Genomic DNA, 24,649 nt, shown 5'->3' on the forward strand with positions numbered 1-24,649 from the left:
GCCGCCTCAGCGCCACCGGCGCCGCCACCACCGCCCGCGCCCTCAGCGCCACCGGCGCCGCCCGCGCCCTCACCGCCGCCAGCCGCCGGGGCCTCGCCGCCCTTGGCGCCCTTCTTCCCGAGCATCTCCTCGAGCTGCTGGATGAACTTCTTCAGGCCCTCGACCAGCTTGTTCAGAGAGTCCTCGGAGGTGGCCTCCTTGCCCTCGGCCTTCTCGGCCTTGCCCGCGTGCTTCGCGCCGTGCGCGCCCTTGCCCTCGAAGCTGTCACCCATGAGCTTCTGGAAGAGCGGGTTGCTCTTCAGGCCCTCAAAGGCGCCCTTCAGATCCTGAACCGCCTTGGTGACCTCGGTGGGAGCAGTGCGGGGGAGCGAGGTGATGCCGAAGCCGCCGGTAGGACCCTTGGGAGCGCCGATCATGGGAATTCTCCAGTACAGAGGTAGGTGAAGCGGTGGTTGGTGAAGGCTGCGCTGCAACCTTCGCCCTTGTTCTCGTACATGGGGTGATATGTGTTGCTTCTACGCCTACATTTTTTATTCGAGAGCCTGAGAAGCCCTGTGAACACGCAGGCTTGGCGGCTCGATCGCGATCAAAAAATGTCCCAAGTGCCCGGAAATTCTCCGGAAAATCTGTTTAGCCCGGCCAAAAGATCACAGCCGGGCCGTATGGAAGTTCAGTCCTTGGGTGGATCATCCGAGCGCTCAAGCACGACGCCAAAGGGAACAGTCTCAATGCCGAGGCTTCGGCACTCGCCGATTCGTGACCCCTTGAACCTCTCCTGAAGCAGGAGTTCGTACGTCACTTTGAAGCGACCGCAGAGCTCCGCGAGCATGTCCCCAGGGTGGGCTTCGGAGAGGACGCGGAAGGCCGCGCGGTTGGCCATATCCGCTGCGGCGGCTTGGGCCTCCTCCAAGAGAATTTCACCTTGAAGGCTCCTGACGGGGAGGCCTACCTCGAACTTGCACACGGTGGTGGCGCCTGAATCGCCCTGCGTCATTTGTGCGTGGATGCAGACGGCACGCCATCCGCCCGCTTGCCCTTTGGCGCGTGGGGGTTTGACGGTCGTCCTGAACCGGAAGTGCTCGGGTGTAATGCGCCCAGTGACGGGATTGAGAGGAGAGCGGCCGTGGGTGCATCCCTGCCCGATGAGCAGCAGCACGAGACACAGCCCTGCGAGCACAGGCCTCGCGAGAGGAAAGGCGAACCTCTGGGGGTGGAGCTTCAAGGTAGGTTGTCGAGCTGCCTATCAAAGAGAGCGTCAAGCAGCGTGGCCTGTTCACCGCTGCCATGAGGGACAAAGAGTCCTGGTATGCGAACGTTGGCGAGGTGGGTGGGGAAGGGCCGATACCCCAGAACGCGTTCGATACTCTGTGCGAGCGTGACCGTATAGGGCCTGACTTCGTCCGTTGGGTCGAAGGTGAAGTGAGGCACGTTGGGAGCGCGAGGGTCAGTGTCCGTGATGCAGTATGTGATGTAGAGCGGAGCCAGAACGCTCACAGCAGCCACTGCGCGGCTGATGCGCTGTGCTCCCTCCGGCGGCGATAGCGTGACAGCCTTGGAGCAGCGGCGGCACGCGGCCATGTAGGGCTGGGTGACATCTCCTATTCCACCAAGCTGGCTATCGAGCTCCTCTAGAAGGGTGTCCCACTTCGGCCACTCCATGGCGCGTTTCCAGGCCAACATCCATTGCTGGTGTTGCGGAGTCTGGGTGTAGGAGGGGACTTCCTGTCTGTAGCCATCTGCCGGATTGAAGTGACCGCAGGGGTAGTAGCGGTGGACAAGGTCGACGAGTTCCTGTTCGCGCGGGTCATTCATGGCCGCCTTGAGCCGCTGGGCTGGGACTTGAGCTTCCGGACGAGGTGGTGGGCCACGCGGAAGCTGTTGGCGGCGATCGTCAGGGTGGAGGGGACGCTGCCGGCGCTGGGCATGAAGCTGCCGTCCACCACGTAGAGGTTGTTCACCTCGTGGGCGCGGCAATCCTTGTCGAGCACGGAGGTGGCCGGATCCGCTCCGAAGCGGCAGGTGCCGTGCTGGAGGATGGTGGTCTCCCCGGCGATGCCCACGCGCTTCATGTCATCCGGGTCCAGGCGCATGAGCACTTCCTCGCCGCGCTCCACGAGGAAGCGCGTGGCGGCGAAGTCCATGGGGTGGCGGTCCATCGTGATGGCAGCCACGGGCAGGCCGTACTTGTCCTTCACATTGGGCTCCACGGTGACGTAGGTGCCCGGGGTGGCGAGGAACTCGCCGTACACCTCGAACTGGAGGATGCGCGAGTCGCGGTACTCGCGCATGCGCTCCTTGAGCGCCTTGCCGAACACGCCCTCCTTGCCGGAGCCCGCCAGGCCTACGGCGGCGAAGATGGGGTTGGGGTGCGTCCACATGAAGCCCAGGGTCCCGCCCTTGCGGAAGCCGAAGCGGTCATCCGGCATCAGGTAGAAGTCCTGGAGGCTGCGGTTGACGAACGGATCCGGCGCGGAGAGCCAGGGCCGCGAGGCCTTCTGCTTGGAGAGGCGGAAGGTGGCGCGCGCCTCGCCGAACGAGCTGAACATGAGGTTCTGGCCCACCAGCCCGTTGCCGTTGGCCAGCCCCTTGGGGAAGCGGCTGGAGGTGGAGTTGAGCAAGAGCCGCGCGCTCTCCACGGCGGTGCAGGAGACGACGATGATCTTCGCGGGCTGTTCCTGCTCCACACCCTCGGGGTCCAGGTAGACGACGCTCTTGGCGCGCCCCTCTTTGTCCACTTCGATGGAGCGGGCCATGCACTTGGGGCGCAGCTCCACATTGCCGGTGGCGAGGGCGGCGGGGATGAGGTTGGCGTTGGTGCCGCTCTTGGCGCCCATCTCGCAGCCGTAGCTGCCGCACAGCGCGCAGTACGCGCACGCCGAGCGCCCCCGGTACGGCTTGCTGATGATGCCGCGCGCGGTGGTGAGCGGGTGCCACTTCATCTCCGTGCAGACCCGGTCGATCTCCCGAGCGATCGGGTGCACGTCGAGCGGAGGCAGCGGGAAGGGGCCGCTGCGGGGCTCGGCGAAGGGGTGGGGGCGGGCCTCGCCGGAGACGCCCAGCTCGGCCTCGGCCTTGTCATAGAAGGGGGCGAACTCCTCGTAGGAGAGGGGCCAGTCGGCGAGGTTGGCGCCCTTCACGTTGCCCAGCGTGGAGCGCAGGCGGAAGTCCACCGGCTTGAGCCGGTAGAAGTAGCCGCTCATGTGCACGGTGCCGCCGCCCACGCAGTTGGCCGTCCATGCGGAGTTGGTGCGCTCGTAGCGAGCGCTGGGGCCGGTGCGCACGAGGTGGGGCTCCTCCCACGGCAGCGGCATGAAGAAGTTGCGGCGGCTGTTGAGGATCTCGTCGTGGACGAAGTCCTTCGGGTGGTAGTGGGCGCCCTTCTCCAGCACCACGACTTTGAAGCCCGCGCGGCCCAGCTCCAGCGCCATGGGAGCGCCGCCCGCGCCGCTGCCGATGATGCAGATGTCCACCGGGTCCTTCGTCATCGGTGGTCTCCGCACTCACGCAGGCACTTGGGCCCGTCGTAGCCCTCAGGGGGGGCCATGGCCACGGTGCCCACCGTGTCGAATCCCACGAGGCGCCAGCCCACCCGGCCTTGGTTGCCGCCGTAGGAGGGGTCTCCCAGGAAGCCCTCCAGTGTCAGCACCATGAGCAGCTCGAAGAAGTGCGCCTCACCGGAGCCCGCGTCGCTGTCCTTGAAGATGGCGAGCAGCTCGTCCTGCTGCTCGGGGGAAGCGTCCACGAAGCCCTTCTTGAACATGCTGCGCGAGCGCCGCTCCAGCGCCGACAGGCCCTGGAGGAAGTCGGACTTCATCTGCTTGAGCTCGGGCGTCTGCAGCATCAGGTCGATGTAGGCGGGGACGTTCGCGTCCTTGGCGCCCGGGTCCTCGTCGCGGGGGAGGATGCGCTCGCAGGCGGCGGCCACGGTGGCGAGCTCCAGGGCGCTGAACGTGCCGTGCGGCGAGGTGCCCGTGGGGGGGGCGGTGACGGGCTTGGGCGCCTCCTCAGCGGGGCGCTTGCAGGCGGCGGCGCCGAGCAGCACCACGCCGCCGCCGAAGAAGGTGAGCCGCTGGATGAAGGAGCGCCGGGAGAGCCGTCCCGGAGAGGATCGCTTGCGGGCCATAGGGTGGACAAGCCTAGGCCGGGCCTCCGCCTTTGCAAAACCGATCTCCAGGCGTCTTGGCCGCCCGGGGCTGGCATAGGATGACGGGCCTTGGCCGGACACGAAGGAGAACGCATGAGACGGCATTTCCTGGCACTGTGCCTCACGCTCGCCCTGACGGCGTGCAAGGGAGGCGACGACACCACGCCCGATGGGGGCGTGAAGCCCGATGGGGGTTCGAACCCGAGCTCCCCCTTCACGAAGCTCACGCTGGACGAGACGGCGAGTGATCTCCAGCCGCTGTCGCTCGCCGTCGGTCCGGGCGATGTGGTGGGCGTAGCCTACTTCTTCCGTGTCACCCCCACCTCTCCCGACTACGAGATCCGCTACATCCAGGTGTCGGGTGGGCAGGTGTCTTCGTCGGAGAAGGTGGCGACGGTGCAGCGCGTATACGGGCTGTCCCTCGCGTTCGACTCGAACGGCCGGCCCGCGGTGGCGTACCTGGGAGGCGGGAGTGATCAGTCCGCCTTCTGGTTCCAGAGTGACACGGCCGTGGCCTTCCGCACTGGTGCCAACCAGTGGACGGAGAGCGTTGCGGTGCGCAGGAGCAACGAGGCCGCTACCGGTTATGACGTGAGCGATAACGGCTTCCTGGTGGGAATCAATCCGGCGCTCGTCTTCAACGGCACGCAAGCGTTCGTGGCGTACCGGGACGCGCACAATGGCCAGGGCCCCCAGGGTGACTATGCCGGCAGTGATGTCGAGGTCGCCATCGGTGGCCCGGGCAGCTGGACGGCGCGCATGGTGCAGATGGGAGCCAACGACAAGCTGGGGCACGGGGGCCACATCAACATGGTGATGGCCAACGGGCAGCCAGCGATGGTGTACGACCTGGTGCTCGGCAGCGCGGATGGCACGGGCCAAAACGTCCTCTTCCAGCGGCGGAAGGCGGATGGCACGTGGACGACGAAGTACCTGGTGCAGGCGGTGGGCAACACGCAGCGGGGCGCGTCGCTGGCGTGGGATCCGGTGCTCGGTTACGGCATCGCTGTGGTGGACCGCTCCGACAGCAAGCTCACCTTCACCGAGTGCAAGGGGAACACGGCCACTCAGTGCACCGTGGGCTCGGACTGGCTGGCGCCGGACCCGGTGTACCAAGCGGGCAGCGGTGGATGGTACCCCTCGCTGGCCATCGATCCGGCGACGCATGATCCGTCCATCGCGTTCTACATCTGCTCGAACTCGGCGGGCGCCAACGAGGGCGGGTGCAGCCCGAACGATGACGAGCTTCGAGTGACGACCCGCGTCGAGGGCAACTGGCGCGAGGTGCTGGTGGACAGCGAGGGCGGCTGGTCTCCGAAGATGGCGTACCTGTCCACGGGCCAGCGGGTGATCGCATACCGGCATCCGTTCACCGGCGCGCTGAAGCTCGCGGTGGAGCAATGAAGGAGCGGAGCCCGATGCGGAAGTTGCTGAGGCTCTCGGGGCTGCTGGTGGGGTGGGGGCTGCTGGGCTGCGGCGGCTCCAACTCGTTGTCGGGCAGCGTGGAAGAGCTGTTCTCGCTGGAGGTGTCTCGCGTGGAGGTGCTGCGCAACGAAGAGGCACTCCAGGTGAGCTACTACCGCAATAACGGCCTGGACGTGGACCTGGTGGCGCGCCTCTCGGTGGCCACCGAGGGGCTCGAGCTGAAGCCCGGCAGCAAGGTGAACCTGGCGGGCAAGACGGACCTCGGGCGGCTCCGGGCCACGGTGGTTCACCTGGCTGCGGGTGAACCCGCGCGCGTCTTCGCCGAGGTGGACAAGGGAGACCTGGAGATCGACGAGGGCGGGGGCATCGACCAGCCCACGCGCGGCAACTTCTCCATGTCCTTCAAGAAGGGAGGAGACTACGGCTCGGGCCGCAGCCTGGAGGGCCGCTTCGCTGGGCTCGCCCTGGATGCGGGCTTCGGGCCGGAGCCCCTCCCGCTGCCGTGAACCCCCGAGAGGAGTGAAGGATGCGTCACCGAGGGTGGCTGCTGCTGGCCTGTCTCTGGATGGGAGGGTGGGCCTGCAAGCCCACCCCCGAGGACCCGCCGGATCCTCCGGTGCCGGATGCAGGAGTGGACCCCACGACGCCCCCCGTGGGCACGGTGCTCGCGGAAGCGAGTGGGGTGATTGGGGACGCGCCGCTCGAGCTGGTGATTGGCTCGGCGCGGGTGCTGATTCCCGCGCATGCCGCCCGGGATGGGCTGCGCGTCACTGCCCGGCTGCTGACGAACGTGCCGGCCCGGTACGGCGGAGATCCCGTCGATGGGCTCGTGGTGCAGCTTCTGCCCGGGGGCCAGCCGTTGAATCAGGCGGCCACCCTCATCATGCCGTACGCGGCCCCGACGGGCGGCGCACGGTACCGGGCCATGTACTCCAGCGAGGCGGGCACCTCCTGGGGGCTGCAGGGAGATCTCTCGGGCAGCGCGGGGAACTGGAGCCTGCCGGTGCCCTTCTTCAACCTGTGGGCGGCCACCCTGGCGGGCGGCGGACCTCCGGGGCCGCTGTTCGATGGCATCGCCAGCGCCACCACCAACACCACCGAGGGAGGCATCGACGTCACCGAAGGTGCGTTCACCTCGCGGGCCGTGACACAGATCTACCTGGAGCCGTTCTACAAGGTGTACGTCTCCGAGACGCCGGGCGGGCAGAACTTCGAGCGAGCGTGGGTGATGGGACGGGGGATTGTCCGAGTGACCGGGCTGACGCCGGGCCGGACGTGGTGCCTCGTCATGCGCGTGGTGGATCGCGACGGCATCGAGGACCAGAACACGGTGGAGCGGTGCGCGGTGGCGGGGGCCCCTCCTCCTCCGGGGCTGGCGCTCACGCGCGCCGAGCCCTTCACCGGGCCCAACATCTCCCGGCAGTTCCTGGGCTCCGGAGCGCTCCTCCGGGCCTCGGTGGGAGCGGGCGGCTTCCGTGTCGACCTGGAGCGCAGCGAGGACGGCGCCACCTGGAACGTGGTCGACTCGCTCTTCGCGCCCCAGGCCACCGACGAGCTCGAGTTCCGGGACTACGTCCGGACGCCGAGGACATTCCAGTACCGGCTGCGCGCCTGGTACGGCCCCGAGGACAAGGGGGCCACGGCGGCGGTGACGGTGGCGGTGCCCGCCCGGCAGTCCGTGTGGCGCACGCCCCTGGAGTGGCAGGGCGAGTCGTTCATCCGGCTGCCCGGCTTGAGGTTGGATCGGCAGGGCCGGTTGCTGCTGCAGGGCTGGCGGATGCGCGACCCCATCTCCACGGCGGATCTGACGAACCCGTGGATCGTGTCGGAGTCCCACACTCCCGGCCCGGATCTGTTCGACCCGGGCGAGCCCGCGCTGTTCTGGGGGCGCGTGCGCTGTGGGCTGGCTCCGTGGCTGGTTCCTGGAGCGGGCGGCACGGGGCTGTCGGATGCGGTGCGCGCGGCCGATGGGACCGTGTACGTGGTGGACTCCGGGACAGGTGTCCTCATGAAGCTCGCACCTGGGGGTGGTTGTGCCGAGGTGATCAACACGCGGATGGCGGGCAGCGTGATCGATCTGGCCGCCCACCCGACGGATCCGCTCAAGCTGGCGGCGGTGAGCACCCACGGCATCTTCGTCTCCTCGGATGGAGGGGCCACGCTGGTGCGTCAGGGGAATGGGTGGCCGTGGGCGAGCAGCCTCAACCAGCGGGTCTACTCCCCCGCGGGGGGGGTGACCTACGGACCGGGTGGGGTGCTCTATGCGCTCTACCGCAACCAGGTGCAGACGAGCGCCGACCACGTGAACTTCACGGACTCGGGTTACCTGTCCCAGAATGGCGGACAGGCGCTCTCGATGGCGGTGGCCTCGGACGGCCGGCTGGCCATTGGGCTGGCGATGCCGGACGGCTTGGGCCGCATCGATCTGGGCACTCCGAGCGCGATGGTGTCCGAGCCCCTCACGTTCCCGCCGTTCAGCCTGCTGTGGCTGCCGGATGGACGTCTGCTGGCGCACCAGGAGGTGAGCGTCCTCACCATTGACAGCGGGAAGGTCCTGTTCGAGGTGCGCGCACCTGGGGGAGGCTGGATGCAGAGCCTGGTGGCCTCGGTCGCGGAGCAGGGACGCCGGGTGATCTTCGATCCCAGGCCCGGCCATGAGGGGGAGCTCTACGCGGGAGGCTTGCGCAGCCGGGACGGCGGGCAGAGCTGGCAGCGGATTCCAGCGGGGCCTGTGCTGGCCCACACGATCTCCGGGAGCGAGCTCGCGCTGTTCTTCTCCTGTGTCGATCCGGTCTCTCCGACGCAGGCGTACCTCTGCCGCTCGATCGATGGCGGAGACACGGTGACGCTGCTCCCCGTGCTGCTCGCAGGGCCGATCTTCAACCCCGCGCTGCCTGCGCAGGGCGTCATCCTCCCGAGGCTGCGGACCAGCGACGCTGGCGCCACGTGGACCTCCATGTCGGGCACGCTTCCCACCTCGCTGACCGAGATCGGCCTCGCGGGAGCGGTCTGGTACGCCGTGGGCACGGTCGACTGGGGCTACACCTCGGCCGACCAGGGCCTGAGCTGGCAGCAGTTTCCCCCAGGCCTGAGCGTGGTGGCGGGGGATGGGGACCGGGTGCTCGTCATCCAGCGCAACGGCGCGTTCGTGGTGTACACGGGGAGCAGCGCCACGCCGGTGAACCCGACCCCCGCTGTCGTGGGATCGAAGAAGAAGATCCTCGTGAGCCGGGGCTTTGGGCTGAACTCCGGTACGGTGTACCTCAAGACAAGCGATTCGACCGGTATTGGCTTCTGGAAGTCGACGAGCGGCGCTGCAGGGCCCTATACCCTGTTGACCGTGCTCGGTACGGACTACGACTTCTTCAACGATCCGTTCGACACCACGGGCAACCGTCTCTCGATCGGTCCCTACTACAGCTTCACTGGCGGGCAATGAGCCTGGAGGACCCATGAGCAGTCTCCTCTTCACCCCCTATTCGTTGCGGGGCCTGACGCTGCGCAACCGGATTGTCGTCTCCCCCATGTGCCAGTACTCGAGCGAGGACGGCTTCGCGAACGACTGGCACTTCGTCCACCTGGGAAGCCGGGCCGTGGGAGGGGCGGGGCTCATCCTCTTCGAGGCCACCGCAGTGGTGCCCGAGGGCCGCATCTCTCCGCAGGATCTGGGGCTGTGGAAGGACGAGCACATTGCTCCGCTGGCGCGCATCACGCGCTTCATCGATCAGCATGGCGCGGTGGCGGGCATCCAGCTGGCGCACGCTGGGCGCAAGGCCTCGACGCTGCGGCCTTGGGAGGGTGATGGCCTCGTTCCGCCAGCCCAGGGAGGCTGGACGCCCGTGGCGCCGAGCCCCGTGCGGTTCTCGGACAGCTATCCGCAGCCCGAGGCGCTCGATGAGGCGGGGATTGCCCGTGTGGTCAAGGCCTTCGCCGAGGCCGCAGGGCGCGCCCACGCCGCAGGCTTCCGAGCGGTGGAACTCCACGCCGCGCACGGCTATCTGCTGCACGAGTTCCTCTCCCCGCTGTCGAACCAGCGCCAGGATCGCTACGGCGGCACCTTCGACAACCGCGTGCGGCTGGTGCGCGAGGTGGTGCAAGCGGTGCGCGCGCGCTGGCCCGAGCAGCTGCCGCTCCTGGTGCGCATCTCCTCCACGGATTGGGTCGAGGGCGGCTGGACGGCCGAGGACTCGGTGGCGCTGGCGAAGCTGCTGGCGCAGGACGGAGCCGACCTCATCGACTGCTCCACGGGAGGCATCGCGCCGGGGGTGAAGATTCCGGCGGGGCCGGGCTACCAGACGGTCTTCGCCGAGCGCGTCCGGCGCGAGGCGGGGGTTCCCACGGCCGCGGTCGGCCTCATCCGCTCCGCGTTCCAGGCCGAGCACATCCTGCGGACGGAGCAGGCGGACCTGGTCGTCCTGGCGCGCGAGCTGCTGAGGGATCCGTACTGGCCCCTGCGCGCCGCGCGTGAGCTGCGGGCCGATGCGAAGTGGCCTCAGCAGTACGCGCGGGCGAAGGACTGAGCGGAGCGAGGGCTCCGGCTACTGCACGCAGACCTGGGCCAGGCCCTGGGAGACCGGGGACACCTGGGTCCGGGCGTACTGCGCGAGGCCCTCGGCGCCGTTGTCCAGGAGCATCTGCCGCGCCTGGGCCACGGCCTCGGCCGAGTGCAGCGCCACGGTGTTGCCGACGGCGTCCGTCACGGAGATGGCGCCATCCAGCTCGCCCTGAGCCTGGAGCACGAGCGCGCCGCTCTCGTCGCGGACGGCCATGCCGTTCTCGAGCAGCTCGAAGTAGCGGACCATGGGAGCCTGGCCCGCGCGCTCCACCTCCACCTTCATGACTCCCGAGGCGTCATCCCGCGTGAGGCGCAGCGTCTCCTCGGGGCTGAGGCGGACGATGCGGGTGTGCGAGTCCGGGGCGTCCGCGCTGGCGGACACGGGGTTGGAGCCGGTCCAGAACTCGATGCTGTTGATGACGAGCGCGTCCACCAGCGTGCCGATGCCGTACACGGGGACGATGGCCATCACCAGGAACACCGCCCACTGGATGAACTTGTTGGGCGAGACGTTCTTGTTGAACTGCCAGATCGCGCGCGTGAGGGCGAACTGGCCGAAGCACCCGGACACGTGCAGCGAGAAGAAAGCCACGCACAGCACCGCCAGCAGACGGGAAGCACGCTTCATACGGGAATACCCCTCCAAGGGACGACGGGTCAGTCGCCCTCACTCTGCACCAGCCCATACTTGTGCAGAAGGGAATACAGGTGCTTGCGGTCCAGCTCTGCCTCCCGGGCGGCACGGGCAATGTTGCCTTTCGTGCGTCCGAGCAGTCGCGTGAGGTACTCGCGCTCGAAGGCGCGGATGAGCTCGTCCTTGCAGGACTTGAACGGGCCGGTGAACTCCACCGGCAGCGAGTCCCCCTCGGAGGCCGGAGTCTCACGGGTGAACTCACGCAGCAGCCCGTCGCCGGCCAGCTCGGGGATGTCCGCCATGTGCCGGGCGCGCTCCAGGGCGTTGCGCAGCTCGCGCACGTTGCCGGGCCAGGTGTGGCCGAGGAACTGCTCGCGCACCTTCTCCGGCAGCCGGCCCCAGAGCCCCTCGCCGGCGAACGCTTCCACCAGCAGGGGGATGTCCTCCTTGCGGTCGCGCAGGGGCGGCAGGCTCACGGTGAAGACGGAGAGGCGGAAGTAGAGGTCCTCGCGGAAGCGGCCCGCCTGGGTTTCCGCCCACAGGTCCTTCTTGCTGGCCACGACGATGCGGGCGTCGAAGGAGACGGGGCTGGAGGCGCCGAGCCGGCGGAACTCGCGATCCTCGATGGCGCGCAGCAGCTTGGGCTGCAGGTCCAGCGCGAGATCATCGATCTCATCGAGGAAGAGGGTGCCGCCGTGGGCGCGCTCGAGGCAGCCGATGCGCTGGCTCACGGCGCCGGTGAAGGCGCCCTTCTCGTGGCCGAACAGCTCGCTCTCGATGAGGGAGTCGGAGACGGAGGCACAGTCGAAGACGACGAGCGGCCCGGTGGCGCGGGGGGAGAGCTTGTGGATGGCCTTGGCGGCGGCGCCCTTGCCCACGCCGGTCTCGCCCACGAGGAGGATGGTGGAGTCCGTGGAGGAGATGCGCTGCAGCAGGGCGAAGATCTGCCGCATGGGGACGCTGCGGCCGACGAGGTCCCCCAGCCGGTCCTCGGCGGAGGGATCGATCTGGACGGGGGCGACCTGGGGGCTGAAGCGGAGGCGGACATCGCCCACCTCGAGCAGGGCGCCGGGGCGCAGGTAGGCCTCGCGGACCTGGGCGCCATCCAGGAAGGTGCCGTTGGTGGAGTCGAGGTCCTGAACGAGGAACCGGTCACCGTAGCGGCGGACCACGAGGTGGTTGCGGCTGACGGTGGGATGGTCGATGACGATGTCGTTCTCGGGGGCCTTGCCGATCCGGAGTTCTTCGCCGGAGAGGGGGTACACGGTGCCCGCGCGCTCGGTGTCCAGCAGGACGAGGTGGAACTGCTGCGCGGCGAGCCGCTCCGGCTGCGCCCGAACGCCGACGAGGGTGTGCAGAGGAATGGGGCCTGGGGGGACGGGAGCCATGAACGGCGGGGATTCTAGTGGGCTTTCCGGCCGTTGGTGATTTCCCGGAGGTTCGGAGTGTCCGGGGGGGGGGCCGTTGGGCCTGCTTCCGGGGCAGGCGAGCGGGTTCGTGGTTCCGGGAGCCCCTCGCTCCTTATATAGGGGCAGCGCTCCTTTCTCCTCGGTGGGTGTATGAACCGCCCGACGTCCCGCGCCCCCGCAGCCCTCTTGGCTCTCGCCTACCTGGCTTTCATCAGCCTCGGCCTGCCGGATGCGGTGCTGGGGGTGGCGTGGCCCTCGGTGCGGGACAGCTTCCAACTGCCGCAGGCCCTGCTCGGTGCGCCGCTGGCGCTCGCGGCGACGGCCTACTTCATCTCGGGGTTGCTCGCGGGGAGGCTGATCCAGAGTGTGGGGATTGGCTTGCTGCTCGCGGCGAGCACGGCGACCGTGGCCGCGGCGGTGCTGGGGTTCGCTGCGGCGCCGGCCTTCCTGATCATCCTCCTCGTAACGCCGTTCATGGGGTTTGGCTCGGGCGCCATCGATGCCGCGCTGAATACCTACGCGGCTCGCAACTTCAGCCCGAAGCATATGTCCTGGCTCCACGCGGCCTATGCGGCGGGAGCCACGGCGGGCCCGGCCATCATGACGGCCGTGCTGAGCCGAGGGGGCACGTGGCGGATGGGGTATGGGGTGGTCGGGGGGCTCCTGGCAGCCTTGGTGGTGGCCTTCGTCGCCACGAGGAATCTCTGGGGGAGGGGAGAGCCCACGGCGCAGGTGCTGGTGGATACGCCTGTGGGGACGGGGCCCGTGCCGCTGGAGGACAAGCCCATCGGGACGTTCTCCGCGCTGCGCAGCGGGCGGGTGTGGCTGCAGATCGTGATTTTCTTCTTCTATACGGGGATCGAGGTCTCCGCAGGCCAGTGGAGCTACACACTGCTCACCGAGGGCCGCGGATTGGGCAGCGCGGCGGCGGGGACCTGGGTCGCGGTCTATTGGGGTGGGTTGTTGGCGGGGCGGCTCGTGCTGGGCTTCGTGGTCGAGCGGGTGGGGCAAGCGCGGATGCTGCGGTTCGCGACGGTGGGCGCGCTCGTCTCGGCGGTGATCTTCGCCATTCCTGGGACGTCCTGGGGGGTTGTGGCACTGCCGCTGCTGTCGTTCTCGCTGGCCTCGATTTATCCGGGGCTCATGGCGGAGACGCCTCGGCGGATGGGTGAGCAGCTTGCGCCGCACGCGGTGGGCTTCCAGGTGAGCGCGGCGACATTGGGCGTGGCCGTGCTGCCCAGCCTCGCGGGCATCTTGAGCGAGCGCTTCGGCCTCGAGGTGATTGGGCCCCTGATTGCCTGCTGCGCCCTGATGCTGCTGGTGCTGCACGAGCGGCTCATCGCCTTGGCCGACCGGGCGCCTTGAGTTCGTGGGCTGCGGCCCTCTCTCCGTGAGCGCGGCTGAGGTTCCACGAACCCCGCACGCCGCCCGCGCGCAGCATGAGGTCGTGCGTGGTAAAGGGGGCGCCGCATGCGCTACCTCGCTCTGCTTCCGCTGCTGTTCTCCTGCGCAACCCCCACACCACCCCCGTCGCTGTCCGCCACGCCGATTATTCCTCCGACGCCCACCGAGGCGACGCGGACCTGGCGCCAGCCCCAGGCGGTGGTCATCCGCCACGCCACGGTGATGCCCGCCTCCGGTCCCGCCATTGAGGACGGCGCGGTGTCCTTCGCGGACGGCAAGCTGCTCGCAGTGGGCAAGAACGCCGAGGTAGCCACCCCGCCAGGAGCCGAGGAGATCGACGGCACCGGTCTCTACGTCACTCCGGGCATCATCGACGCTCACAGCCACCTGGGCGTCTATGCCTCCCCGTCGAGCTTCTCCAACGATGACGGCAACGAGGCCACTGCTCCTGTCACAGCCGAGGTGGACGCCGAGCACAGCTTCTGGCCCCAGGACCCCGGGCTCCGGCGCGCGGCTGCGGGCGGCATCACCTCTATGCTGGTGCTGCCGGGCAGCGCGAACCTCATTGGCGGGCGCGGCTTCCCCGTGAAGCTGCACTTCGGCCGCACGGCGTCGGAGATGCGGTTCCCGGGCGCCAAGGACGTGCTGAAGATGGCCTGTGGCGAGAACCCGCGCCGCGTCTACGGCCAGGATCGCAAGGCGACGCCCTCCACGCGCATGGGGAACGTGGCTGGCTATCGCCAAGCCTTCGCCCAGGCGCGCGACTACCTGAACAAGATCGATGATTGGGAGAAGAAGCGGGAGAAGAAGCCGGACGAGGCCGGCCCGCCGCCCATGCGTGACCTGAAGCTGGAGACACTGGCGGAGGTGCTGCGCGGCAACATCCTGGTGCAGAACCACTGCTACCGTGCGGACGAGATGGCGGTGATGCTCCAGGTGGCCGAGGAGAACGGCTTCACCGTTCGCGCCTTCCACCACGCGCTGGAGGCCTACAAGCTGCGCGACATGCTGGCCGAGAAGCACGTAGCGGTGGCCACCTGGGCGGACTGGTGGGGCTTCAAGCTGGAGGCGTGGGATGGCATCCCGGAGAACGCGGGGCTCGTGTCGCAGGCGGGTGGGCGGGCGGTCATCCACTCGGACTCGGCGTACGGCATTCAGCGGCTGAACCAGGAGGCGGGCAAGGCGATGTGGCGCGCCCGCGAGTCCGGCATCCCCATCCCCGAGGAGGAGGCCCTCCGCTGGGTGACGCTGAACGCGGCGTGGGTGATGGGGGAGGATGACAAGACGGGCACGCTGGAGCCGGGGAAGATGGCGGACGTGGTCCTGTGGAGGGGGCACCCGCTGAGCGTGTACGCGCGGGCGCAGCGCGTCTGGGCCGACGGTGTAAGCACCTTTGACGCGGCCCAGGGTGCCGTGGACACGAGCGACTTCGAGGTCGGCGAGCGCGCGGGCACGGCGGCGAAGCTGGTCGCGCAGCCAGCGGCAGTGCCTGCGCTGCAGGACCTGGGACTGACGGTCCGCTGCGACGCGCTGAAGGACTCGGCCTGTGCCGAGCGGCTCCCGGTGAGCGCCGAGGCGTGCACGGCCTTCCAGGGCATCACGGTCTTTACCGGCACCGGGTGGCTCAAGGACGCCTCGGTCGTGGTGGAGGGAGGGAAGGTGACGCGCGTGCAGGCTGGAGCGCTGGGCACGCTGCCCGCGGGCTGCCGAAGCGTGGAAGGGAAGGGGCGCTTGTTGACGCCGGGCTTCATGGAGTCCTTCTCAGGGCTGGGGCTGACGGAGGTGCTGCAGGAGGAGTCCACGTTCGACTACGGGCCACGCGGTGATGTGGCGGCGAAGGAGCCCATCCGTGCGGCGCAGCGGGCGGCGGACGCCATCAATCCGGCCTCTGCGCTCTTCCCGGTGGCGCGGCTGGGCGGAGTGACGGCGGCGGCGGCGGTGCCTGGGGGAGGGTTGGTTCCGGGGCAGAGCGCGTGGGTGGCCACGGACGGCAGCATCCGGCGCTCACCGCTGGCGCTCCACATCAACCTGGGCGGCGCGGGCCGGGACGCACTGTCCAGTTCGCGCTCCGCGGTGATCGAGCGCCTGCGCGAGCTGCTCTTCGACGCCCGCGAGTACGGCAAGCGCAAGGCGGACTTCGAGCAGAACCGAATGCGTCACGTGGCGGCGAGCCGGCTGGATCTGGAGGCACTGCAGGAGGTGCTGTCCGAGAAGCTGCCGGTGGTGGTGTACGCGGATCGGGTGTCGGATCTGCTCGCGGCGCTGGAGCTGGCACGAGAGTACGGGCTCAAGCTGATCCTCGCGGGCGGGGACGAGGCGTGGCTGGTGGCGAAGGAGCTCGCGGCGGCGAAGGTGCCCGTCATCCTCCTGCCGACCCAGAACCTGCCGAAGGACTTCGACGCACTGAGCAGCCGGTTGGACGCGGCGGCGCTGCTCCGGGCGGCGGGGGTGAAGGTGCTCTTCTCCACCCTGGGCGAGCCGCACCAGGTCCGCACGCTGGCGCAGGAGGCGGGTAACGCGGTGGCGTGGGGCCTGCCGCACACGGAGGCGTTGCGCGCCATCACCTCGAACGTGGCGGAGGCCTTCGGGGTGGACGGCGGGCGTGTCGCTCCGGGAGCGGTGGCGGATCTGGTGCTGTGGAACGGAGATCCACTGGAATCCTCGAGCCGTCCGCTGGGCATGTGGCTCGCGGGTAAGCAGGTGCCGTTGAACAGCCGGCAGCAGGCGCTCTTCGAGAAGCACCGCACCCTGCCGAAGTGAGGCGGGGGCGGTACTGCTCCGGTGGTACAGACCGGCCGGGTTCAGCGGAGCACAGTGCCTCGGGCGACGACGCCTGTGTTTCCCAAGGAGAGCCCGGCAATGATCTTCATTTCCAAGCAAGAGGTGGTTCGCACCATTCGCGAGATGGCCAGGACGCGGAAGGTGTACTTCGACAACAGCGGTGCGTTCCTGTTCAACCAGGCTCCGCATCTCAACACGCAGCACGTGATCGACATCCTCTCCACGGCCACGGAAGGGGTCGTCACGGTGCACGAGGACCGTGCGGACCTGAATAAGTACTCGGTGGTCTCGCCCGTCCAGGACGTGGAGATCTACCTGGACGCGGATCTTCGCAAGGAGTTGACGGTCCGGGCCATCATGCCGATCGACCACCGCAACTGAGGCCAGAAAGGCCGCGGCCGCCCTCACGAAGAGAGCGGCCGCGGTTGCACGCCAGGCCGTGGGGACCCTGGCGCGTCAATCTCCCACGTAGACGCCGATGGAGCCCGTCACCCAGCGCTTGTCGCTGCGCTCGTAACCCATGAAGCCCACGAGGACGCGGCGCTTGCTGCCCGACATATCGATCTGGATGTCGGAGATGCGCGAGTTGGCCAACTCCACTCCGAACACCGGCACCCCGTAGTGCGCCACGGTGTTGTCCTTCACCCGGCTGACACCGCCGCCCCAGCTCGCACCCGCCCAGATGCTGCCATTGATCGGGTCTGCGGCCACCGAGGACACCAGGCCTCGGCGATCCGCCAGCTCTGTGCTCAGCCGGCGCACCACCTGTCCCTCGGGCGTCAGCTGCGCCAGCCCGCGAGAGAAGGAGCCCACCCACACGCTGCCGTCCTTCGTCACCGCGATGCCGGAGACATGGTCCGAGGTGCGCTCCTCGGGCCGGGGCATGTTCGGCTCGCCGACGGCATCCGGCCAGATGTCCAAGCGGTTCCAGGCGTAGGGCGTGTCCTCCGTCATCACCTGGGCCTGGAAGTAGTCCGGGTTCTCCATGCTGCCGGTGCTGGTGACGTAGCGGAACCGGGTGGTGCGATCCGAGCCGCCGAACCACACGTCGCCACTCGGATCCACCCCGACGCCGTAGTACGCGTCCGTGAGCAGCGCGTTGTGCACGCGCCACTGCGACGGATCATTCGGGTAGCGCTCCCGGTCTTCTCGCTCGTTCGAGTAGACCCACGCATTGAGCGCGGGGTGGACGTGCTCGAAGACGCCGCAGTTGAGCTGTCCGTTGCACGCGGGACGCGGATCGATGTTCGCGTCGCCCCAGGCGAAGCCGTGGTTGCCTCCGAACCACACGCTGTGCGTCCGCGCGTCATAGGCAATGCGCAGAATGCTGCAGAGCTTCTCGCGGCCGCGCGGCTCGTCCCGGACGATCTCGGGTCCGGAGAAGATGTCGTAGTGCACCGTATCGATGGTGCCATCCGGCATCAGCATCACCTTGTCCGCATCACCGCTCTTGTAGCGGGCGGGATCCGGGTGGGATCCATCCCAGTTGGCCTCGCAGTGGTCGTCGCCGTCGCCGGGCATGCCCTCGTAGCCGACGAAGACGGTGTTGGCCGGCCCACCCGCCACGGAGATGACCTTGAGGTACTTGGGGCCCGGCGGCGTGCCGCCATCCGGCATGTAGCCATAGGGGCGCAGCCCGTCCTCCAGGGTGTAGCGCCGGAAGCGCGCTTCACCGGACCGGAGCACGAAGAGGCCCTCCTCGCCACCGGCCACCCAGAGGTTGCCGGAGGCATCGGCCGACACCCCGTAGACCTTCTGCGGTCCGCCCTCGTTCACCCCGTAGAAAGTCCAGCCTTCCGTGGTGGGAGGCGGGACGATGATGGGAGGCGGAGCGGGCGGAGGCGGCGGAGGCGGCGGCTGCTCCGGCTCCTCGTTTGGAGGTGTTTCCGGATCCGGATTGCCCGTGGTGGGAGTCTCCGGCGGCGGGTTCGTCACAGGCGGCGTCTGCGGCCCTGGATTCTCCACCACAGGGGGATCGTCCAACCCCGGATTTCCTTTTTCCGACACATCGCGCTTGCTCGTCTCACTGGTGCAGCCCGTCGACCACACGAGACTTGCCGCTACCAGCGCCCCTGCCCACCGCCATACACCCCTCATAAGCCCCTCACCCCAGATGAAGACAGATGTCGGAGACACCCATTCCCCTGTCTTCCCTGGCAAGGACAGTGCCAACGCGACCCCTCACGGAAGGAGGGTGGGGCGTCCGTTGCTGGACAGGCGGTGGGTAAGGCACTTCCCACGCAGTGCAGGCGACTGTCCCGGTCAACCCCCAAACCGTGCTACGCCCTGGGGTATGAGCGGGAACGACGTCCGCGGCCGCACGCCCTTGTCCTTGGTGGCCCAGGAGCCGGATCTCCATTTCTACATGCAGCGAGCCGGTGAGCGCGGTGGGCCGGTGCTGGTGCTGGGAGCCGCGAATGGGCGGGTCCCCTGGTCGCTGGCCGGGCATGGCTTCGAGGCGGTGGGCGTAGACCCTTCCGAGGTGATGATCCGTTCCGCCGAGGAGCGCCGCTCTTCCGAGTCGGCCGAGGTCTCCGCCCGCGTGCGTTTCATCGTCTCGGACGTACGGGCGCTGCGGCTGGCGGAGCGCTTCCCGTTGGTGCTCGCGCCGCAGCATGCGCTGGGGCTGATGTCGACGCTGGATGATCTGGACGCCTTCATGGCCACGGTGTGCCACCACCTGGCGCCCGGAGGGACGTTCATCTTCGACGTGCTGAACCCGCCGCGCGAGGCCATCATCCGCGACGACGACGACGAGCACGCGCCGCGCGAGCCGCTGGAGCCGCGCCGTCCGCTGTTCGCCCGGCACCTGCGCGAGCGCAGACCGCCCGGAGGCACCGCACCCATCCGCCGGCTGAAGCTGCGTCACTTCGCGCCCGAGGAACTGGACGAGGCGCTATCCCACTGCGGGCTGTCGCTGCACGAGCGCTATGGTCGCTTCGACGGCAAGCCGTTCGACTTGCAGGACTCGCGGCAGATCGGCGTGGCGACGCTGTGAGCCGCAGTCCTCAGCGATCGAACCGGTAGCCCAGGCCGCGGACCGTGAGGAAGTGTCGCGGGTCCTCGGGATCCGGCTCGAACTTGAGCCGCAGCTGGCGCACGAAGTTGTCCACCGTCCGGGCGCTGCCCTCGTAGTCGAAGCCCCACGCGCCCGACAGCAACTCCTCGCGCGTGAACGTGCGCCCCGGGTGCGCCAGGAAGTGCGCCAGCAGCTTGAACTCCTGCGCCGTCAGCTCCACCGGCTTGCCCGCCCGCGACACCGTCCGCGACACCAGCTCCACCTCCACATCTCCGAAGGTGACGGGCGGCGTGCCCGTGAGCGGATAGCGCCGGCGCAGCACCGCCTTGATGCGCGCCAGCAGCTCCTGCAGCCCGAACGGCTTCGCCACATAGTCATCCGCGCCCAGGTTCAGGCCGAGAATCTTGTCCATCTCCTGGCCCTTGGCGGAGAGCATCACCACCGGCGTGTCCCGGCCCCGGCGTCGCAGCTCCTTGAGCAGCTCGTAGCCGTTGAGCTCCGGCAGCATGATGTCCAGCACCATCAGGTCCGGCGCCTCGTCCATCGCCTTGGCCAGCCCGGTGCGCCCATCCTGGGCCTGCAGCACCTCGTAGCCCTCGATGCGCAGGTTCATGGACAGCCCCGTGAGGATGGCCAGGTCATCCTCGACCACCAGGATGCGCTGCGACTTCTCGCTCATGCCTTGCCCACCGGAAGCTGGAGGGTGAAGCGGCTGCCCTTGCCCACCTCACTCTGCACCAGGATGCGTCCGCCGTGCGCCTCGATGATGCGCTTGGTGATGGCGAGCCCCAACCCGCTTCCGTCCGTCTTGCGCGTCAGCAGGTTATCCACTCGATAGAAGCGCTCGAAGATGCGCTTGCGCTCCCTGGGAGCAATCCCCACGCCGTTGTCCTCCACCGACAGGCCCACCCACTTGCCCTCTGCCTGGGCCGAGACGGTGATGCGCTTGTCCTGCCCGCTGTACTTGTAGGCGTTCTGCAACAGGTTGAGCAGCGCCCCCGCCACCGCGTGCCGGTCCGCCTCCACCGGCGGCAGGCTCGTGGGCACCTCCACCTTCAGCTCCACGCCGCTGTCCAGCCGCTGCGCCCGGAAGGCCGCCACTGCCTCCTCCACCAGATGAGACACCTGCAGCTGCTCGAGGTGGTACTCCTTGCGCCCGCTCTCGATGCGTGCCCAGTCCAGCACCCGCTCGATGAGCGAGGACAGCCGCTCCGTCTCCCGCGTGAGCAACTGGAGCACCTCCTGCGTCTGCGCTGGATCCTTCAGCCGCCCCAGCGCCAGCGTCTCGATGAACATGCGGATGGAGGTGAGGGGCGTGCGCAGCTCATGGCTCACCAGCGACACGAAGTCTGTCTTCATCCGAGACAGCTTCGCCTCGCGGTACAGCGTGCGGCCCGTGTACACCACGCCCCACGTCAGCGTCAGGTAGAACAGCACCAGCAGCACTGCGTACACCACCCGGTTGCGCGTGGAGGCCCGCGCCACTGGATCCTCACCCGTGGGCAGCACCACCAGCCGGAAGTCCTGCAGCGGTGGAGACAGCACCCGCTCGGCCAGCACCGGCGGCCCCAGTGCGTTGGCCCGCGCCTGCACCACCTCGGACATGAGCCGGTTCACCAGGCCCTCACCCGCCTCTCGTGGCACCGGCAGCAGGGCGAAGCGCACGGGCTCCGGAGACGCGACGTAGCGATCCGCCCGCGCTGCCACCAGCGCCTCCACCTTCGCATCGGAGAGCTGCACGCCGTGCACCGCATCGCCCGTGCGCTCGGTGGCGATGAGGCGTGGCTGTCCGCCCACCACGAGCGAGAAGAAGGTGCGCTCAGCCGGCAGGTTTGTCAGGTCCGTCAGCACCGAGGCCAACGTCGCCGAGAGTGCCGCATTCGCGGACTCCACCGCGCCCCCGCGCACCTGAAAGGGCAGCTCGGAGAGCACCTGCGCCTCGGGCGTCACCAGCACCAGCGTGCCGCCCCGCTCCTCGAAGCGCGTCTGTCGCAGCTCCTGGGGCAGCTCCTCCGCCAGCGCCTCGAGCGTCCCGTGCCAGGCCGCCTCCAGCCGCTTCTCCACCGCTGCGCGCTCGTTGATGATGGCCACCACCCCGAACCCGGACAGCCCCGCCGACGGGAGCACGACCAGCAGGATGAGCAGCGCGAACGTGCGCCGGAAGCTCAAGACGATCGGGGTGGAAGCGCGAGACACGTCCCTCTTCCTTTACTCCTGTCCACCGGTGTGCGCTCGTGTCGTTTCGCACGCGGAGAGGAAACTCCAGGGTGTCCGAGGGCTTACACCGGATGTAGGGAAACATTCGACTTTCCGTGTCGTTCGGTGGCACCATGCAGCGGTTGATCAGGGAAGAGGCAGCCGGGCCGGATGCCTCTCCACGGTATGCGCACCGAGCGCCAGGGCCTTCAGGGCCGGGAAGTGGCTGGCACGGTGCGGCTTAGGAGGAGACTCCCCATGAAGAAGCGAGTGCTGGCCGCAGCGCTGGTAGCCGTTCTCGGGCTGACCGGCTGCGAGCAGAAGCCTTCCGCCACGTACACGCCGCACGCAGGCACGCTGGCATTGAGCCGGGATGACGCGTTCCTGTACGCGGTGGACTCGGACAACGGAATCGTCGCCGTGGTGGACACCGCCACGCGCTCCAAGGTGGCCGAGGTGAAGGTCGGCCTGCTGCCCGAGCGCATCACCGTGGGCCCGGATGACACCCTCTATGTCTCCAACGTGGGCAGCCGCAGCGTGTCCATCATCCGCCGGGACCAGTGGACGGAGGCGGCCCGCCTGGACGTGGGCGTGGAGCCCATGGGCCTGGGGCTGTCGGCGGACGGCAAGACGCTCTACGTGGTGAACAGCGCCATGCTGGAGTCCACCGAACAGGGCTCGCTGATGGCGTTCGATACGGGCTCGCTCAAGCGCCTGTGGGAGCTGCCCGTGGGCGACGAGCCGCGCGGCCTGGCCATCCTGGAGAACGGCAAGGCGCTCATCACCCTGCACCGCAAGGGCGACGTCGTTCAGGTGGACCTGTCCGACCGCGACGACCCCAAGCTCGTCAAGACGGGCACGGACGTCTACCAGCGCGCCAACGCTTCGAAGTTCCGCATGGGGGACGGGCGGCCGGGCGTCGACATTGGCTTCAGCGGCATGGTTTCGTTCCATCCGCGCGGCATGGATGACCTGACGGTGATGCCGGACGGCAGCCGCGCCTTCGCCACGGCGCGGTGGGCGCGCGAGGATCCCGTCGTGACGCCGGGCCAGCCCACGCCGCCCCCGGGCGGTGGCGGTGGCAGCCTCTATGGTGGCGGTGGCCCCTGCGGCACGGGCGCCATTGCCTCGCCGGGCGTCATCACCTTCGACGCGGACACCTCCACTCCGGTGGTGGATGATCTCAACGGCGACGGCGGCGGCTGCGGCGGCGGTGGAGACGACGACAAGGACTTCCCGCCCAGCACCATCGTCTCCCCGGACCCCACGCACCCCATCCAGGGCCCCATCGCCACGGCGGTGGACCCCACGGGCGCGTGGCTCTTCGTGGTGAACCGCGAGACGAACAACGTCGCGGTGATGCCCACCAACCGCCGCTCGGGCAAGGACGTGGAGTTCCGCTTCCCGGCGACCACCGTGCGCCAGCTGGTGCGCGTGGGCGCGGGCCCCAACGGAATCGCCTTGTCGCGCGATGGGCTCAAGGCCTACGTGTACAACGCCTTCGACCACACGGTGACGACGCTGGTGGGCGATGGCTCCTCCAGCGCGCTCAACATCCGCGAGGAGGGGCCGCGCATCAAGGTGGCCGAGGACGTGCTCTCGCCCGAGGCGGCCATGGGCCGCAGGTTGTTCTTCTCCGCGATCGACTCGCGGATGACGGCCAACAACGTGGGCGCGGCTTGCGCCACCTGCCACCCCAGCGGGCGTGACGATGGCCACGTGTGGGGCTTCCCGGATGGTCCGCGTCAGACGCCGACGCTGGCCGGCCGCATGATCACCAAGACGGGCCCGTTCCACTGGAGCGGCGAGTTCCCCTCGCTGCGTGACTTCCTGGACGTGACGGTGCGCCAGCGCATGGGCGGTGGTGTGGTGGACGCGCAGATGGCGAGCCAGCTGGCCGCCTTCCTGGACGTCATGCCCACGCCGGACAACCCGTACAAGCGTGACGAGCTGACGGACGCGCAGATCCGCGGCTCGACGGCGTTCCTCAAGGCCGAGTGCAACGAGTGCCACACGGGTGAGACGCTCACGAACAACAAGCAGGCCAATGTGGGGACGTTCGTGACCAGCGGCTCCAACCCGGACAACGACGTCGTGCGCCAGCACGGGCTCAACACCCCGTCGCTGCTGGGCCTGGCGCGCAGCGCTCCTTACCTGCACGACGGCAGCGCGCAGACGCTCAAGGAGCGCCTGCTGCAGACGCGCAGCTCCGATACGCACGGCAAGACGTCGCGGCTGAGCAACGCCGAGCTGGACGATCTGGTCGAGTTCCTGCGCGTGCTGTAACCGCGCGCTGGCGGGGGAGGGCGCCGCACGGCATCCTGCGCCCTCCCTCCCAGTAGAGGTCCTCAGGGTGAGCCCGCGTCCCCCGTGTCGCTGGGAGGCGGGCCCGCATCTCCCGCATCACGAGAGGCCCCACCTGAGGCAATGTCGCGAACCGCGTCCAGCGCCGCGGGATTGGCCGCCTGCAGGGCGGTGCGCATCACGTCGACGGCGCGCTCCGGTCCCGTGCCCATCCAGGTGACGACCACGACGCACGGTGTGTCGTCGTCCCAGGCCACCACCTGAAGCATGCCCGGGACGGGGGAGCGCCGGGCGGCGGCGCGGCCCAGCGCGGGCACCTCCACCCCGCCCGCGTTCAAGGTGGGAGCGAGCAACTCGCGCACCTCCACGGAAGGGTCCTTCGGCTCGCAGTTGTAGGAGAGCGACACGGTGGTGCCAGGCTCCGCTGCCGCGCGGAAGGTGCACAGCGGGCCGCATCGAGCGCACGCCCGGTCCTCCTTCACCGTGAAGCCCGGCAGCACCCACTCGCGCAGATCCGAGGGCAGCATCGCCTCGCAGCTCGCGCCCGTGGCGGCCCCTGGAGGCGGAGGGGGTGGGGGCTGTCCGGCGTCCGCGGACGCGGAGGGTCCGCTCACCCGGCATGCGCCGAGCGCCAATGTCAGCACCAGTCCCCGGCCCCATCCGGCCCTCATCCCGTCTCGCTCCTCGTCCGGCACTCCGGAACCGCGCGGATGGTAGACCGGAGCGGGCCCCGAAAGGCCACGGCATTGCGCTTGGTTGCTCTCTGCCGGACGTCTGG

Annotated in this window: 20 protein-coding genes; 9 read left to right on the top strand and 11 right to left on the bottom strand. The window is 68.8% G+C overall.

The features are described 5' to 3' along the window. The 5 genes from DB31_RS45710 to DB31_RS40105 form a co-directional block, all read right to left on the bottom strand. On the bottom strand, positions 1 to 416 hold a 416-nt coding region (locus tag DB31_RS45710), incomplete at its 3' end, for a hypothetical protein (RefSeq protein WP_205628650.1). A gap of 254 nt (positions 417 to 670) precedes the next feature. Beyond that, the gene (locus DB31_RS40090; protein WP_157232398.1) at positions 671 to 964 is read right to left on the bottom strand and encodes a hypothetical protein; all 294 of its coding nucleotides are present in this window, start codon (positions 962 to 964) and stop codon (positions 671 to 673) included. A 254-nt stretch (positions 965 to 1,218) separates the two neighbouring features. Next, entirely contained in the window at positions 1,219 to 1,812 is a 594-nt protein-coding gene (locus DB31_RS40095; RefSeq protein WP_044198360.1) for a hypothetical protein, read from the bottom strand. Continuing rightward, positions 1,809 to 3,485 (bottom strand): GMC family oxidoreductase, encoded by a 1,677-nt coding sequence (locus DB31_RS40100; protein ID WP_044198363.1) that lies wholly within the window; start codon positions 3,483 to 3,485, stop codon positions 1,809 to 1,811. The genes DB31_RS40095 and DB31_RS40100 overlap by 4 nt, the downstream gene beginning before the upstream one ends. After that, entirely contained in the window at positions 3,482 to 4,123 is a 642-nt protein-coding gene (locus tag DB31_RS40105; protein WP_044198365.1) for a gluconate 2-dehydrogenase subunit 3 family protein, read from the bottom strand. Before DB31_RS40105 ends, DB31_RS40100 begins: the two co-directional genes overlap by 4 nt. A gap of 114 nt (positions 4,124 to 4,237) precedes the next feature. Between DB31_RS40105 and DB31_RS40110 the strand changes: the two genes are divergently transcribed. The 4 genes from DB31_RS40110 to DB31_RS40125 are packed head-to-tail and all read left to right on the top strand — an operon-like array spanning position 4,238 to position 10,089. Further along, positions 4,238 to 5,548, top strand: a complete 1,311-nt coding sequence (locus tag DB31_RS40110; protein WP_044198367.1) for a hypothetical protein — start codon at positions 4,238 to 4,240, stop codon at positions 5,546 to 5,548. 14 nt (positions 5,549 to 5,562) lie between these two features. Continuing rightward, complete coding sequence (locus DB31_RS40115; protein WP_044198456.1) at positions 5,563 to 6,075, top strand: hypothetical protein; 513 nt, start codon at positions 5,563 to 5,565, stop codon at positions 6,073 to 6,075. Between the two features lie 20 nt (positions 6,076 to 6,095). Next, complete coding sequence (locus DB31_RS40120; RefSeq protein ID WP_044198369.1) at positions 6,096 to 9,008, top strand: WD40/YVTN/BNR-like repeat-containing protein; 2,913 nt, start codon at positions 6,096 to 6,098, stop codon at positions 9,006 to 9,008. 13 nt (positions 9,009 to 9,021) lie between these two features. Then, a complete protein-coding gene (locus tag DB31_RS40125) occupies positions 9,022 to 10,089 on the top strand; it encodes an NADH:flavin oxidoreductase/NADH oxidase (RefSeq protein WP_044198370.1) in 1,068 nt (355 codons plus the stop codon). 18 nt (positions 10,090 to 10,107) lie between these two features. Here DB31_RS40125 and DB31_RS40130 read toward each other — a convergent pair whose 3' ends face one another. Both DB31_RS40130 and DB31_RS40135 read right to left on the bottom strand, forming a co-directional pair. Then, a complete protein-coding gene (locus DB31_RS40130; RefSeq protein WP_044198372.1) occupies positions 10,108 to 10,752 on the bottom strand; it encodes a DUF3332 domain-containing protein in 645 nt (214 codons plus the stop codon). 29 nt (positions 10,753 to 10,781) lie between these two features. Next, positions 10,782 to 12,146 (bottom strand): sigma 54-interacting transcriptional regulator, encoded by a 1,365-nt coding sequence (locus DB31_RS40135; RefSeq protein WP_044198374.1) that lies wholly within the window; start codon positions 12,144 to 12,146, stop codon positions 10,782 to 10,784. Between the two features lie 171 nt (positions 12,147 to 12,317). On the opposite strand from DB31_RS40135, the gene DB31_RS40140 reads away from it, so the two are divergent. From DB31_RS40140 to DB31_RS40150, 3 genes are all read left to right on the top strand, one after another. Then, on the top strand, positions 12,318 to 13,532 hold the full coding sequence (locus DB31_RS40140; RefSeq protein WP_044198377.1) for an MFS transporter: 1,215 nt from the start codon (positions 12,318 to 12,320) through the stop codon (positions 13,530 to 13,532). 105 nt (positions 13,533 to 13,637) lie between these two features. Continuing rightward, positions 13,638 to 16,331, top strand: a complete 2,694-nt coding sequence (locus DB31_RS40145; protein WP_044198380.1) for an amidohydrolase family protein — start codon at positions 13,638 to 13,640, stop codon at positions 16,329 to 16,331. Between the two features lie 99 nt (positions 16,332 to 16,430). After that, the gene (locus tag DB31_RS40150; RefSeq protein ID WP_044198382.1) at positions 16,431 to 16,733 is read left to right on the top strand and encodes a hypothetical protein; all 303 of its coding nucleotides are present in this window, start codon (positions 16,431 to 16,433) and stop codon (positions 16,731 to 16,733) included. A gap of 75 nt (positions 16,734 to 16,808) precedes the next feature. Here the strand turns inward: DB31_RS40150 and DB31_RS40155 are convergent, their stop codons facing one another. Next, on the bottom strand, positions 16,809 to 18,449 hold the full coding sequence (locus DB31_RS40155) for a ligand-binding sensor domain-containing protein (RefSeq protein WP_044198383.1): 1,641 nt from the start codon (positions 18,447 to 18,449) through the stop codon (positions 16,809 to 16,811). Positions 18,450 to 18,645: 196 nt separating this feature from the next. Between DB31_RS40155 and DB31_RS40160 the strand changes: the two genes are divergently transcribed. Continuing rightward, positions 18,646 to 19,350: a class I SAM-dependent methyltransferase gene (locus DB31_RS40160; protein WP_044198386.1), complete on the top strand. Its 705-nt coding sequence runs from the start codon at positions 18,646 to 18,648 to the stop codon at positions 19,348 to 19,350. Positions 19,351 to 19,360: 10 nt separating this feature from the next. Here DB31_RS40160 and DB31_RS40165 read toward each other — a convergent pair whose 3' ends face one another. Together DB31_RS40165 and DB31_RS40170 are read right to left on the bottom strand one after the other, a co-directional pair. Next, on the bottom strand, positions 19,361 to 20,050 hold the full coding sequence (locus tag DB31_RS40165) for a response regulator transcription factor (protein ID WP_044198387.1): 690 nt from the start codon (positions 20,048 to 20,050) through the stop codon (positions 19,361 to 19,363). Then, positions 20,047 to 21,567: a sensor histidine kinase gene (locus DB31_RS40170; protein ID WP_044198389.1), complete on the bottom strand. Its 1,521-nt coding sequence runs from the start codon at positions 21,565 to 21,567 to the stop codon at positions 20,047 to 20,049. Before DB31_RS40170 ends, DB31_RS40165 begins: the two co-directional genes overlap by 4 nt. A 258-nt stretch (positions 21,568 to 21,825) precedes the next feature. Here DB31_RS40170 and DB31_RS40175 point away from each other — a divergent pair, with 258 nt between their 5' ends. After that, on the top strand, positions 21,826 to 23,853 hold the full coding sequence (locus tag DB31_RS40175) for a c-type cytochrome (protein WP_044198391.1): 2,028 nt from the start codon (positions 21,826 to 21,828) through the stop codon (positions 23,851 to 23,853). 62 nt (positions 23,854 to 23,915) lie between these two features. Here the strand turns inward: DB31_RS40175 and DB31_RS40180 are convergent, their stop codons facing one another. Next, on the bottom strand, positions 23,916 to 24,542 hold the full coding sequence (locus DB31_RS40180; protein ID WP_044198393.1) for a hypothetical protein: 627 nt from the start codon (positions 24,540 to 24,542) through the stop codon (positions 23,916 to 23,918). Positions 24,543 to 24,649: the final 107 nt, after the last annotated feature.

Source organism: Hyalangium minutum (genome assembly GCF_000737315.1).
In the GTDB taxonomy this organism is placed as follows: Bacteria; Myxococcota; Myxococcia; order Myxococcales; family Myxococcaceae; genus Hyalangium; species Hyalangium minutum.

Coding starts and splice junctions, on each gene's coding strand:
- DB31_RS40150 (WP_044198382.1), top strand. CDS start 16,431: ATGATCTTCATTTCCAAGCAAGAGGTGGTTCGCACCATTCGCGAGATG.
- DB31_RS40110 (WP_044198367.1), top strand. CDS start 4,238: ATGAGACGGCATTTCCTGGCACTGTGCCTCACGCTCGCCCTGACGGCG.
- DB31_RS40140 (WP_044198377.1), top strand. CDS start 12,318: ATGAACCGCCCGACGTCCCGCGCCCCCGCAGCCCTCTTGGCTCTCGCC.
- DB31_RS40135 (WP_044198374.1), bottom strand. CDS start 12,146: ATGGCTCCCGTCCCCCCAGGCCCCATTCCTCTGCACACCCTCGTCGGC.
- DB31_RS40105 (WP_044198365.1), bottom strand. CDS start 4,123: ATGGCCCGCAAGCGATCCTCTCCGGGACGGCTCTCCCGGCGCTCCTTC.
- DB31_RS40125 (WP_044198370.1), top strand. CDS start 9,022: ATGAGCAGTCTCCTCTTCACCCCCTATTCGTTGCGGGGCCTGACGCTG.
- DB31_RS40160 (WP_044198386.1), top strand. CDS start 18,646: ATGAGCGGGAACGACGTCCGCGGCCGCACGCCCTTGTCCTTGGTGGCC.
- DB31_RS40175 (WP_044198391.1), top strand. CDS start 21,826: ATGAAGAAGCGAGTGCTGGCCGCAGCGCTGGTAGCCGTTCTCGGGCTG.
- DB31_RS40100 (WP_044198363.1), bottom strand. CDS start 3,485: ATGACGAAGGACCCGGTGGACATCTGCATCATCGGCAGCGGCGCGGGC.
- DB31_RS40120 (WP_044198369.1), top strand. CDS start 6,096: ATGCGTCACCGAGGGTGGCTGCTGCTGGCCTGTCTCTGGATGGGAGGG.
- DB31_RS40165 (WP_044198387.1), bottom strand. CDS start 20,050: ATGAGCGAGAAGTCGCAGCGCATCCTGGTGGTCGAGGATGACCTGGCC.
- DB31_RS40180 (WP_044198393.1), bottom strand. CDS start 24,542: ATGAGGGCCGGATGGGGCCGGGGACTGGTGCTGACATTGGCGCTCGGC.
- DB31_RS40115 (WP_044198456.1), top strand. CDS start 5,563: ATGCGGAAGTTGCTGAGGCTCTCGGGGCTGCTGGTGGGGTGGGGGCTG.
- DB31_RS40145 (WP_044198380.1), top strand. CDS start 13,638: ATGCGCTACCTCGCTCTGCTTCCGCTGCTGTTCTCCTGCGCAACCCCC.
- DB31_RS40155 (WP_044198383.1), bottom strand. CDS start 18,449: ATGAGGGGTGTATGGCGGTGGGCAGGGGCGCTGGTAGCGGCAAGTCTC.
- DB31_RS40095 (WP_044198360.1), bottom strand. CDS start 1,812: ATGAATGACCCGCGCGAACAGGAACTCGTCGACCTTGTCCACCGCTAC.
- DB31_RS40130 (WP_044198372.1), bottom strand. CDS start 10,752: ATGAAGCGTGCTTCCCGTCTGCTGGCGGTGCTGTGCGTGGCTTTCTTC.